The 12949-nt window shown below is 31.7% G+C and carries 9 protein-coding genes and 1 tRNA gene; 4 read left to right on the top strand and 6 right to left on the bottom strand.

Annotated features, from left to right (window positions below; translation table 11 throughout):
* Entirely contained in the window at positions 1-591 is a 591-nt protein-coding gene (locus tag H0I28_RS01455) for an LUD domain-containing protein (protein WP_218760185.1), read from the top strand.
* A 223-nt stretch (positions 592-814) separates the two neighbouring features.
* Here H0I28_RS01455 and H0I28_RS01450 read toward each other — a convergent pair whose 3' ends face one another.
* The 6 genes from H0I28_RS01450 to H0I28_RS01425 all read right to left on the bottom strand — a co-directional run bounded on the left by H0I28_RS01450 (position 815) and on the right by H0I28_RS01425 (position 9542).
* The gene (locus H0I28_RS01450) at positions 815-1246 is read right to left on the bottom strand and encodes a heavy-metal-associated domain-containing protein (protein WP_218760184.1); all 432 of its coding nucleotides are present in this window, start codon (positions 1244-1246) and stop codon (positions 815-817) included.
* 35 nt (positions 1247-1281) lie between these two features.
* Positions 1282-3060 carry an efflux RND transporter periplasmic adaptor subunit gene (locus tag H0I28_RS01445; RefSeq protein ID WP_218760183.1) on the bottom strand — a complete coding sequence of 593 codons (1779 nt, stop codon included), beginning with the start codon at positions 3058-3060 and terminating at the stop codon, positions 1282-1284.
* Between the two features lie 3 nt (positions 3061-3063).
* On the bottom strand, positions 3064-4305 hold the full coding sequence (locus H0I28_RS01440) for a TolC family protein (protein WP_218760182.1): 1242 nt from the start codon (positions 4303-4305) through the stop codon (positions 3064-3066).
* Positions 4306-4321: 16 nt separating this feature from the next.
* Positions 4322-8137, bottom strand: a complete 3816-nt coding sequence (locus tag H0I28_RS01435; RefSeq protein WP_218760181.1) for an efflux RND transporter permease subunit — start codon at positions 8135-8137, stop codon at positions 4322-4324.
* A 110-nt stretch (positions 8138-8247) separates the two neighbouring features.
* The gene (locus H0I28_RS01430; protein WP_254712815.1) at positions 8248-8661 is read right to left on the bottom strand and encodes a hypothetical protein; all 414 of its coding nucleotides are present in this window, start codon (positions 8659-8661) and stop codon (positions 8248-8250) included.
* A gap of 793 nt (positions 8662-9454) precedes the next feature.
* A tRNA-Ser gene (locus H0I28_RS01425) sits at positions 9455-9542 on the bottom strand.
* A 247-nt stretch (positions 9543-9789) separates the two neighbouring features.
* Here H0I28_RS01425 and aroC point away from each other — a divergent pair.
* The 3 genes from aroC (at position 9790) to H0I28_RS01410 (ending at position 12912) form a co-directional block, all read left to right on the top strand.
* Complete coding sequence (gene aroC, locus H0I28_RS01420; protein ID WP_218752483.1) at positions 9790-10854, top strand: chorismate synthase; 1065 nt, start codon at positions 9790-9792, stop codon at positions 10852-10854.
* A gap of 75 nt (positions 10855-10929) precedes the next feature.
* Entirely contained in the window at positions 10930-12018 is a 1089-nt protein-coding gene (locus tag H0I28_RS01415; RefSeq protein WP_218732914.1) for a heparan-alpha-glucosaminide N-acetyltransferase domain-containing protein, read from the top strand.
* 6 nt (positions 12019-12024) lie between these two features.
* Positions 12025-12912 (top strand): carboxylesterase family protein, encoded by an 888-nt coding sequence (locus H0I28_RS01410; protein WP_218760180.1) that lies wholly within the window; start codon positions 12025-12027, stop codon positions 12910-12912.
* The last annotated feature ends 37 nt before the right edge of the window (positions 12913-12949 follow it).

The following is a 12949-nucleotide window of genomic DNA, read 5'->3' as shown; positions in this document are numbered from 1 at the left end:
ATGAGTAGCAGAAATCAAATATTAGACCGAATTAAAGCCAATAAACCGGCACTTATAAATTTACCAAACATCAATATTTCTCTTTTTGACGAAGGCTTAGATCTTCTTAAAGAATTTACTAAAAAAGTAGAAGTCGTTGGTGGTAACGTTATTTCTGTAAACTCTAATCAAGAGATTATTGAACAAATAGATAAAACATTTACAGATGCCAAAGTAAAGTATTCTAATTTAGCAGATACCGCTTCTTTTAACACTATAAAACTAGCAACTTTACAGAAGCCACACGATTTAGAAGATTTAGATATTTTAATTTTAGAAAGTAAATTAGCGGTTGCAGAAAATGGTGCTATTTGGATCACAGGTTCAGAGATTCCTATGCGTGTATTACCATTTATTACAAAACATTTAATACTCGTTATTTCACAAAAAGACATTGTGCCATATATGCATCAAGCGTATGAAAAGTTAACCAACATAAATGCCGATTTTGGTGTATTTATTGCAGGCCCTTCTAAAACGGCAGATATAGAACAATCTTTAGTAATTGGTGCCCACGGTTCCTTAAGTCTTACTGTATTTTTAAAAGATTAGAATTTAATTTACAATGGCTTCCCCATGCAAAAAAAACTGTTTATTGAATAAAAATAGCTAATTAAATATATACAAACACTAGCTCTACTTTTTTACATCAAAACAGGATTAAACGATAAAAGTCTAATCCTGTAATTTTAAGTTACACAGTAAAGTACGAGTGTAATTTGTCTAATATAAAACTGATGATATTAGAAGTAAAATCTAAAAGTACTCTTTTAGATTAATTGTGATTAGCATGACCATCTGCTGTTTCTTCTCCAGATTGATTCATTGCCATTTCGTGATCATATTGGCAACAAGCAGGCAAACCCTTGTATGCGTCTTCGCTTCCAGATTCTTTTTCTGTATCATAACCAGAAGCTGCAATAGCTTTATGAATGGCAGTAGCATCTGTTTTTGCATCATCAAAAGATACTTCTATTTTCTTTTTATCAATACTCCAATTAGCATTGGCAACACCTTCTACAGCATTGGCTGCTTTTTCAATGGTGCTTTTACACATTCCACAGTTTCCTCTAACTCCAAAAGTTAGCGTAGCGTTTGCTACTTCTTTAGAAACTTCTGTAGTATTTGTTTTTTGTTTGGTTTCGTTTTTACAGCTTGTAAACCCCATTGTTGCTAGTACGATTAGACTTAAAATTACTTTTTTCATTGATTTAGATTTAATTATTAGTATTTAATTTTTTATTATTCTATTACTTGTTTTACTTCTCCGCAAGTTAACATAGCACCTCCAAAATAAGGATTTACTACTTTTTCTTCTTTACTTAACCAATAAGCACCTTTATTATTATCAGACATTGGGCAGTACAAATGATATACTTTTTTATGAATACCAAACACTTCTAACGCAGTGGCCATATTTGATGATAAATTTTTAAAATAGGTTCTTTGAACTTTAATGTCGTCTGTATGAGAAATTAAATTAGCAGTCGCTTTTAGTTCTTTTTCTAAAGGCATCCAATGCTGATGTGCATTTTTACTCTTTAATAACTTCATATCTACTTTCCCTAAATCAGTTAATAATTGTTTCGATTGCTTTTTAAGGTTCTGAGTATCATCTATTGCAAGCGCATTTTTCAATTCAATATAAGTATTAAAAACGATGTTTAATTGATTTTGAAACTCTTTAGAAACTTCTATTCGCTCATTTTTATTTAAAGGTTTTATTTCTTCTGAAGCATTTGTTTCCATTCCAAGATGTCCTTCATGTCCTGTCATTACTTTACCACCTTTTTTATTCATCATCGATTTTTTACCTTGTAATTGGGCAGCAGCATCTACAGTAAAGGTTCCGTTGGTTACAATTTCGGCACCATTATTTAGCCCTTCTAAAACCTGATAATTTTCTCCAATTTGGTTTCCTAATGTAATTTCTTGCATTTGAAAAACAGGTTCATTTGCATTCGATTTTAGATACACAACAGAGCGTTTTCCTGTCCATAAAATTGCAGAAGCAGGTATGGATAAAACTTGCTTTTTAATTGAAGAATCAACTCCTTTAATTTTACCTTCTACAAACATGCCTGGTTTAAAAAGTTCGTTTTTATTATTTAATACGACTCTTAATTTTACTGTTCTTGTTTTACTATCTAAAATAGGATCTATAAAATCTACTTTGCCTTTAAATTCTTTATTAGAATATGCCTTAGTGGTTACCACAATATTCTGCCCTTTTTTAAATTGACTAATTTGATTTTCATAGACATCAAAATTTGCCCAAACAGTGTTTAAATTAGATACTTTAAAAATAGGTTTTCCGTCCATAATATGAGAGCCTTCATTTATAGCAATTTCAGTAACCACACCAGAAACATGCGAGTAAATGGTGAAACTATTTTTTACTTGTCCGGTTTGTTCCACTTCCTCTAATTGCTTACCATGAATCATCCAATTTTTAAACTTGTTTTTAACGGCATTATACAATTGTGGTTGCGATGCTTTTAATTTATAAGCTGTAATTAATTCTTGCTGTGCAGCAATTAATGCTGGAGAATAAATTTGAGCAACGGCTTGTCCTTTATGTACACGTTCTCCTAAAGAATTTACAAAAAGTTTTTCAACCCTACCGTTAAAATGGGCAGGCATTGTTGCTGTTTCATTCTCATTCTCGGTAATTTTTCCTGATAAAACAAAACCTGAATTTTCATTAGAAATACTTTCTCCTACTATTGATGTTTGAATATTGGCCAAAGCCATCGCGTTTTTAGAAAGCTTAAATTGATCTGCTAATAATCCTTTTGCACTGCTTGCAGCAGGAATTAAATCCATTCCGCAAATAGGGCAGTCTCCAGCCTCTGGTTGCATAATTTGAGGATGCATGGAGCAAGTCCACATTTGATTAGTTTCTGTAGCTTCATTATGTTTGTGCACTGTTTCTGTAGATGTAGTATTTCCTCCAAAAAGTAGCCATCCTAAAGAGAGACCAAGAGCTAAAAGAACGATGTAAATGATATATTTTTTCATAATTTAATTGATTAAATAATTGATGTTTGTGGTTTGAACATAATAGTTCTTTACAGCTTCAATCTGATTTATTTGAAATTTTAACTGCAATTCCTGAATGTCTAAAACATCATTAAAATCGATAGTTCCGGTTTCATAGCTTTTAATTAAAATGTCTTCTGCTGCCTTAGCTTGTTTTAAGTTTTTAACTTGTGTGTTATAACTAATTCTTGCAGATATAATATCGTTTATTGCTTTGTCTAAAAAGGTTTCTAAAGTATTTAAACGTTCTTGTTTCTGTGCTTCAATTTCTTGTTGTTGCAACTCGTTTTGCTTGGTTTTCGATTTATATTTCTTATTAAAAAGCGGAATAGATAACGACACAGTTGGCATCAAAATATCTTTTCCTTTTTCACTAAAAGTAATGTCAGGTCCTGCATTAATATTGATGTAATCGAATCCGAAACCAAAGGAAGGCTGACTTTCTTTTTGATTCATCAATTCGGATTGTGCTACAGATTGAAACAGTTTGTCGTATTTCAGTAATTCAGGATGCAATGCAAGGTTTTTAGTATTGATTTCAAAAGCTTCGGAAGGCATTATTAATGCATCAACAACATCAATTTTAATCGTATTTTCTCTATTTAAAAGCTTATTAAAAGCGGTTTGTTCTGCTAAATACTGTTGCTCTAAAACCAATTTGAGTTGTTCTAATTCATTCTGACGCATTTGCAATCTTAAAACATCTACTGCAGAAGCTTTACCGACTTCAATCGATTTTAATGCCAATATTTCATAAGTTTTAAGCAGTTTACTGTTTTCAACTAAAATAGCTTGTTTGCCTTTGTTTACATATAATTTATAATACCATTGAGATACGGAAACCATCAGTTTTCGTTTGGCTATTACAATATCTTCGTACTTTGTATCGGCCAAAGAACTCGCATAATTTTCACGAGATGTGATGGTTCCAAACCAAGGCAACATTTGTTTTGCTGATACTTTAAAACGCTGTGTTCCTGTTCGTGTTTCTGGCTCTAACACAAAATAACCAGCACTAAATTCTGTGTTTGGCAATGTGTTTACTTCATTTACTTTTTCTGAAGCAATTCGATACTGTAACTCAAATTTCTGAATTTCAGGATTATTTTCTAAAGCGATGTTAATGTAGGTTTCTAGTTCTTGAGAATTTCCTTGTAGAACAAAGAATAAAGAACCAAGAAGTAAGACTACTTTGTGCGTTATCTGATTTTTATAGTTTTTCATTGTATGTTTTTTTAGTCTAACTTCTATGCTCTTTTTTCTCTATTCTTTTTAAAAGAACTTCTTCTCTCCAGCTATATAAAACCGGAACGATAAAGTAGGAGGTAATGTCAATCACCATTCCTCCAAAGATTGGAATTGCCATCGGAATCATAATATCACTTCCTTTTCCTGTGGATGTTAAAACGGGTAATAATGCCAAAATAGTAGTTACCGTTGTCATTAAACACGGACGAATACGTTTCTTAGCAGCCTCTAAAGCAGCAACTCTAATACTCATTTTATCTGATGGTTTTTCACGGTCAAAAGTTTGCGTTAAATAGGTTGCCATGACAACGCCATCATCTGTTGCAATACCAAATAAGGCAATAAACCCCACCCAAACAGCCACACTTAAATTGATGGTTTTCATATTGAAAAGATCTCGCATATTCTCGCCAAAGAAGCTAAAATTGAAAAACCAATCTTGTCCGTATAACCAAATCATAATAAAACCACCTGCAAATGCAACTGCAATTCCGGTAAATACCATTAAAGAAGTGGTAACAGATTTAAACTGAAAATATAGTATCAAGAATATAATGGCCAATGCTAAAGGCACCACAACTGCTAGTGTTTTTTCTGCTCTCAGTTGGTTCTCATAAGTACCCGTGAATTTATAACTGATGCCTTTAGGAACCGTTAATTCTCCGGAATCTATTTTTTGTTGAAACAAAGCTTGCGCATTTTCTACCACATCAACTTCTGCAAAACCATCTATTTTGTCAAACAAAACATAACCCACTAAAAAAGTATCTTCACTTTTAATCACTTGCGGACCTTGTTCATATTTAATCGTCGCTAATTCACTTAAGGGTACAGGACTTCCTTTTTCTACAGGAATATAAATGTCTTTGATCTCTTCTGGATTGCCACGTAATTCTCTTGGGTAACGTACGCGAACTCCATAACGTTCTCGGCCTTCAACCGTTTGTGTTAAAGACGTGCCGCCAATGGCAACTTTTAGCACACTTTGTACATCCTCTATAGAAATACCATAACGTGCTATTTTTTCTCTATCAATATCGATTAACAAATAAGGTTTACCAACAATTCTATCTGCAAAAACAGCTTCTACTTTAACACCTTCCGCTTGTTTTAAAAAGCGTTCTAACTCTAAACCAAAAGCTTCAATTTGTTTTAAATCTTGCCCTTTTACTTTTATTCCCATGGGTGCACGCATACCTGTTTGTAGCATCACCAATCTGGTTTCTATAGGTTGTAATTTTGGGGCAGAAGTAACACCGGGTAACTTGGTAACTTTAATGATTTCTTTCCAAATATCATCTGGACTTTTAATTTCTGGTCGCCAGTTTCTATAGAATTCTCCGTCGTTGTCTTCAATTAATTGAGCGCTTTCAACAGATGTTCCTGAAGTAATAAAACGTTTTGTTTTGTTATTATTAGCAGGATTATGAGATTCCTCGTCGCTCATTCTTCGCTCTGTCGGAATGACATTTGTTTTTAACTCAAACAAACCATCAGTATTTACTTTATAACGTTGTCTTTTTCCTTGGGAATTACGCATGTATTCTGGTTTATACTGAATCATGTTTTCGTACATCGACAAAGGCGCAGGATCTAAAGGAGATTCTGTTCTACCCGCTTTACCAACCACTGTTTCAATTTCTGGAATGGTAGCAACTGCCATATCCAATTGCTGCAACACACGTTTATTTTCTTCGACTCCAGCATGCGGAAGAGAAGTAGGCATGAGTAGAAAAGAGCCTTCATTTAAAGAAGGCATAAATTCTTTTCCTGTGTTGTTCATAATATATATTCCAGAAATAAGAACCATTATCGGAACCATTAAAAACAACATCTTATTCGCTAAAGCCCATTGTAAAATTCGGCCGTAATATTTTCTAAAAACAGAGAATATTCCTAAAATTCCGAAACAAATAATAGACACAAAAATTAAGTTTATAAAAATACTACGATTAAAACCTAAAGGTCTCCAATATTCTGCCAATAGAAATACAATGGCAATTGATGAGATAATGATATTAAGAAGATTTACTTTTTTAGCTTCTAGTTTTCCTAAAACACCTAATAAGGCAGAAATTCCAAAAGCAATTAAAATAATCCCTAAATAATGACCACTTATCACAATTACAATTCCTGCAAGAATTAAAGCACCACTTACAATGTATTTAAACGAGTTTTTTAGGGTTGTTTTACGGAATAAAAAAGCAGCAAATGGCGGAATGATAAACAAAGCAATCACTAAAGAAGCTGATAGTGCCATTGTTTTAGTAAACGCTAAAGGTCTAAACAATTTCCCTTCGGCACCAATCATTGTAAATACAGGAACAAAACTGATAATAGTTGTTAAAACAGCAGTTAAAATAGCGCCAGAAACTTCTGCAGTAGCGTTGTAGATAACTTCGTTTATGGATAGTTTGTTCTTCTGAAATTCCTCGTCACTCGTACCTCGCTCTGTCGGAATGACATTCTCCTGTTCATCGAGATGGCGAATCATGTTTTCGGCGAGTATGACGCCAACATCAACCATGGTGCCAATAGCGATGGCTATACCAGATAATGCCACAATATTGGCATCCACATTAAAGAGTTTCATGGTAACAAACACCATTAAAATAGCTACAGGTAACAAGCCCGAAATTAAAATAGAAGCTCTTAAATTAAAAACCATCACAATAATCACCAAAATGGTAATTAATATTTCTAAGGTTAAAGCTTCACTAAGGGTGTCTAAGGTTTCTACAATCAGTTCTGATCGATCATAAAAAGGAACGATTGTTAATTGAGATGTACGTCCGTCTGCTAAAACTTTAGAAGGTAAACCACCTTTTAATTCTTCTATTTGGGCTTTTACATTCGTGATGACTTCCATAGGGTTTGCACCATATCTTGCCACTACAACACCACCAACAACTTCTGCGCCTTCTTTGTCTAATATCCCGCGTCTAGCGGCAGGACCTAAAGTTACTTTGGCAATATCTTTAATTTTAATAGCCGTAAAATCTTTAGAAGTAACGACGGCATTTTCAATATCTTCAATTGATTTTACATAGCCTAAACCACGAACTAGATATTCAACTTTATTAATTTCTAAAGTCTGTGCACCAATATCTTTATTGCTTTCTTTAACCGCTTTTACAACTTGATTCAATCCAATGCTGTATTGGCGCATCAATTCTGGGTTGACATCAATTTGATATTCTTGCACATAACCACCAATAGAAGCAACTTCGGATACACCACTTGCAGAAGACAAACCGTATTTTACATAGTAATCTTGTATGCTGCGTAATTCTTGTAAATCCCAACCACCAGTTACGTTTCCGTCTTTATCTCTACCTTCTAAAGTGTACCAATAAATCTGTCCTAAACCTGTAGCATCTGGTCCTAAAGCAGGATTTATTCCTTCTGGTAATAAATTACTTGGTAACGAATTTAACTTTTCTAAAATTCTGCTTCTGCTCCAATAAAACTCAATGTCTTCTTCAAAAATGATGTAAATACTAGAGAAACCAAACATCGATGAACTACGAATTGTTTTTACTCCTGGAATACCAAGTAGGGAAGTGGTGAGCGGATAGGTTATTTGATCTTCTATATCTTGTGGAGAACGACCATCCCACTTTGTGAATACAATTTGTTGATTTTCGCCAATATCCGGAATAGCATCTACAGCCACAGGATTACTTGGTAAAAAGCCAGTATCCCAGTTAAAAGGAGCGTTTACAGTTCCCCATCCAATAAAAAGGACCAATAATAAAACCGATACGATTTTATTTTCTATTAAAAATTTAATAATCTTATTTAGCATAAAGCCTGATATTTAAAACAATTAGAAAGTGATGTTAGAAAAAACATCGAATACAAGAAATCATCCTAATGAAATACATCACAGGATAATACAGTCTATTGTTTAAAAAATCAGATTAAATAAGTTTCGTCTAGCTTAAAGAGTTCTTTGTCTATGAAAGGTGATCGATATTCTTCGTATGATGATACATTGTTTTCTAAACCTTTAAAAAGGTTGATATATGTATAAACAAATGAAGCTATAAAAAGTTGTTGTTCAAAAGAAATAGTATCTACTTGTAGTTGTAATTCGTCTTGACCATCTACAACCACTTGTTCATCATTACAGCAATCTTTTTTTGTAATTGAACAATCTTTGGTGGCAGGTTTTTGCATTTCCATGCCGCAACCTTCTGCTTTATGAAACATAGCAGTTTCTACTATCGTTTCTCCACAATAATGCATGCTCACAGTAAATGACATTGTAGAGAATAACACTACAATGGCCATAACAAAAGACATTATTTTATGGGATACTTGTTTCATATTAATAGCAAAGGTATACAAAATTTGATAATAAAATTTTACTTTAGAAAAGTTTAACAGAAAACAAGGCAACTGACTTTCATAAATGTATCCCTATATTTTATTTAAAATCAGACATCATTCATTTAGAGAATTTAACGCAAGGAAAACAATTACATTGCTTAGAAAGCAACAAAACAAGCCCAATATATTTACAACCATTAAAAACTCACACTAACATAGGTTAAAAAATTAGCAAAAGGAAATATCAAATACAGAACATGTTAAAGAAATAATATAAATTTAGAAGAACTAAAATTTTATACAAAAATAGTTCAAATTCCCCCCTTCTAAACGGATAAAAAGTATTTTGAACAGAGACTAACAATAGTTTTTACATTTAACCTGTTTTTTTTAGATCCTACAAAGTAACACCTCAATAACTATATAATTGCTTTTTTAAAATTCATTTCAGAATTATAACGAAGTGTACTTCTTTATGTATCGGTAGACGTCAATTTTTACTTACCAACAAGTTTCTCTATATTTAAAATTGATCCTTTTAAGCTTACTCCACAATCTTATACTTTAACAATATTTCCGAGACTCTATTGTGTCTCAAAATAACTAGGGTAACTCATAAGGTAACTATCACATGCGTTTTTAAGTACATGTATAAGATATTATCTATTTAATCTAAAAATTCTTAACCCTAATAAATTATCAGGTGAAATCAGTGTTTATAAAAGTTTAAGGTTTTTTACCATCCAAGAATGTGGTGTATAAAAAAAGCCTTACATAAATGTAAGGCTTTTGGCGGAGAAAGAGGGATTCGAACCCCCGGACCTGTTACAGTCAACAGTTTTCAAGACTGCCGCATTCGACCGCTCTGCCATTTCTCCAGTGCGTCTCATCAAGTATTCCCTGATTGCGGCTGCAAATATAGAAAGGTTTTTTAGTTTACAAAAACAAATAACGATTTATTTTTATTTTTTTTTTGAATATCATACATAAAATATCATATCACCCTATAAATCAAGTCTTTTAAATTATTATTTTTTTTTTAGAAATCGTCACAAAAAAGTCTAAATAAAGAATTCTTGTATAGTAGTTCATTATATTTGCCCTTATTATTCTAATTATATAATTATGTCATTTAATTCCTTTGGAAATTTATTAAAAGTAACAACGTATGGAGAATCTCACGGAACTGCTATTGGTGGCGTCATAGATGGATTCCCTGCAGGATTAGAGGTAGATTTTGAAGCTATTCAAAATGAGTTAGATAGACGTAAACCTGGGCAATCTAAAATTGTTACCCAGCGTAAAGAACCAGATACTGTGGAATTTCATTCAGGTATTTTTGAAGGTAAAACTACAGGTACTTCTATTGGTTTTATTATTAGAAACACCAATCAAAAATCTAAAGATTACAACCACAATACCAATATATATAGACCTTCTCATGCAGATTTTACGTATGATAAGAAATTTGGAAACAGAGATTATAGAGGTGGCGGAAGAAGTTCTGCCCGCGAAACTGCAAATTGGGTAGTTGCTGGTGCTTTAGCAAAACAGTTAATTGCTAGCATGAATATAAATGCCTTTACATCTTCTGTTGGCGATATTTTTATAGACAAACCGTATCAAGATTTAGATTTTTCTAAAACAGAAAGTAATATTGTTCGTTGTCCGGATGAAGTTTCTGCTGAGAAAATGATCAACAGAATACAAGAAATTAGAAAAGCTGGTGATACAATTGGTGGTACCGTAACTTGTGTTGCTCAAAATGTACCTGTAGGTTTAGGTGAACCAATATTTCAGAAATTACACGCACAATTAGGTAGCGCAATGTTATCTATAAATGCCGTAAAAGGTTTTGAATTTGGTAGTGGATTTTGTGGCGCAAAAATGAAAGGTTCAGATCATAACGATGTTTTTAATGCAGACGGTTCTACACAATCTAATTTATCTGGTGGTATACAAGGTGGAATAAGCAATGGTATGGATATCTATTTTAGAGTTGCTTTTAAACCTGTTGCAACTATTATGAGCTCTCAACAAACTATTAACTCAGAATATGAAGTTACAGAGATTACAGGTAAAGGACGTCATGACCCTTGTGTTGTACCTAGAGCTGTACCAATTGTAGAAGCAATGACTGCTTTAGTATTAGCTGATTTTTGGTTGTTAAATAAAACGAGACAGATATAATTTACGTACTATTTAAAGGATTGAAATAGAATACTTGTAAATTTATTTACCTTTAACGGAAAAACTTTTTTTTCTGTGGATATTAAACGATTATATTTTATTGATATTATTAGGGCTTTTGCTATCTTAATGATGCTACAAGGGCACTTTATAGATACGTTACTAGCTAACTCGTATAGAGATTTAAATGATCCTACTTTTATGCTATGGTCTTATTTTAGAGGCATTACTGCCCCAACTTTTTTTACTATTTCGGGATTAATTTTCACCTATCTTTTGTTAAATTCAAAAGAAAAAGGATTAGAAAAAGAAAGAATGATAAAAGGAATTACCAGAGGGGGCTTTTTAATAGCTATTGGTTACTTACTAAGAGTTCCGCTTTTTAGTTGGTTAACAGGTACATTTAATACTTCTTTTTTAGCTATTGATGTGCTACAAATAATAGGCCTAAGCTTAATATTAATTATTAGTTTTTATTTTATCAGTAACAAAAAAACAATACTTTTTTCTATAATTACATTCATCTTTGGTATTACTATATTTATAACAGAACCTCTGTATAGAGGTTTAAACATAACGGCTATTCCACTTTTTATAAATAATTATATTTCTAAAAGTAATGGATCTATATTTACAATTATTCCCTGGTCTGGTTTTGTCTGTTTTGGTGCATTTTTAGCAACAATTTTTCATAAAAATGTATTCAAAAAAAGTTTTAAAAAAATAATCATTTCTTTTTTTATATGTTTTGGTTTTATTCTAATATTTTGTTCTTCAAAAATACTTGTATATTTTTCAAAGTTAACAGACTCTCAACTATTAATGGATGCTGCTAGTTATAATTATCTGTTTACTAGATTTGGAAATGTATTATTAATTTTTGCTTTCTTCTTTAGTTTAGAGAAATATTTAAAGTCTTCCCTAATTTTAAAAATAGGTCAAAAAACATTATCCATTTATGTAATTCATTTCATTATTATTTATGGAAGCTTTACGGGATTAGGATTAAAAAAAATTATCGGTAAAAGTCTAAACCCAACAGAAGCAATTATTGGAGCTATACTATTCTTAATTGTAGTTTGCTTATTGTCTTTTTATTACGCGAAAACAAATACTTTTTTATATTTAAAATTGAGAAAAGTTTTTAATAAAATTAAAAAATAACCTAAAATGAAAATGCTACTTTCTTTAATTCTATTATTAGTATTTTTCGATGGTTTTTCTCAAGAAAGGTATTTAGAAAAGTTTTCAAAATATAAAGAGAAAACATACACTTATCATCAATTAAAAGATGAGGAAAGTTTAAAGTTAAATTTTTATAAACCTAAAAAAGCAAAAAGGAAAATTCCATTATTAATTTATGTTCATGGAGGTGGATTTTCAGGAGGAAGTAGAAATGATAAAAAGTCTAGAGATTTTGCGGAAGAAATGGTTCAATATGGTTATTCTGTAGCATCCATATCTTATAGGTTAACCATGAAAGGTAAAGGTTTTGGATGCGCTACAAACTCATCATTAAAAATAGCTGCTTTTAATGAAGTCTCTAAAGATATAAGTTATGCTGTACAGTATTTAATAGCACATAAAAACAAGTTTAAAATAGATATAGATAATATTATTTTAGTGGGTTCTAGTGCTGGTGCAGAAGCTATTTTAAATTTAGCCTATGTTTATGATAACAAAATTTTAAACAAGAATTTTAAATTTGCTGGTATCATTGCCATGGCTGGTGCAATAACTTCTATTGATAATATAACTTCAGATAATGCAATTCCTACTCAATTATTTCATGGAGTAAAAGATAATTTAGTTCCTTATTATATCGCTTCTCACCATTATTGTAAGTTAGCATCTCCTGGTTATTTAAACTTGTTTGGTTCTAGAGCAATTGCAAATAAATTAAAGGCTATTAATAAACCATATTACTTATATAGTATAAAGGAAGGAAGCCATAACTGGAATTCTAAGCCCATATATGAGTGTACAAAAGAAATTATAGATTTTTTATATTATGATGTTTTAAAAAGAAATAACCGGCAAATTGAAACTACTTTTTAATTTGATATAAAAAAAGCGAAACTATTAAGTTTCGCTT

The sequence above is a fragment of the Polaribacter sp. AHE13PA genome, assembly GCF_019278505.1.
Classification (GTDB): Bacteria; Bacteroidota; Bacteroidia; order Flavobacteriales; family Flavobacteriaceae; genus Polaribacter.
The sequence above is the reverse complement of the archived record's forward strand: the minus strand, read 5'-3'. Positions and strand labels throughout refer to the sequence as shown.

Bases quoted from the DNA above. Each gene is read 5' to 3' on its own strand.
- H0I28_RS01410 (WP_218760180.1), top strand. From the start codon at position 12,025: ATGAAAATGCTACTTTCTTTAATTCTATTATTAGTATTTTTCGATGGT.
- H0I28_RS01435 (WP_218760181.1), bottom strand. From the start codon at position 8,137: ATGCTAAATAAGATTATTAAATTTTTAATAGAAAATAAAATCGTATCG.
- H0I28_RS01445 (WP_218760183.1), bottom strand. From the start codon at position 3,060: ATGAAAAAATATATCATTTACATCGTTCTTTTAGCTCTTGGTCTCTCT.
- H0I28_RS01450 (WP_218760184.1), bottom strand. From the start codon at position 1,246: ATGAAAAAAGTAATTTTAAGTCTAATCGTACTAGCAACAATGGGGTTT.
- H0I28_RS01430 (WP_254712815.1), bottom strand. From the start codon at position 8,661: ATGAAACAAGTATCCCATAAAATAATGTCTTTTGTTATGGCCATTGTA.
- aroC (WP_218752483.1), top strand. From the start codon at position 9,790: ATGTCATTTAATTCCTTTGGAAATTTATTAAAAGTAACAACGTATGGA.
- H0I28_RS01455 (WP_218760185.1), top strand. From the start codon at position 1: ATGAGTAGCAGAAATCAAATATTAGACCGAATTAAAGCCAATAAACCG.
- H0I28_RS01440 (WP_218760182.1), bottom strand. From the start codon at position 4,305: ATGAAAAACTATAAAAATCAGATAACGCACAAAGTAGTCTTACTTCTT.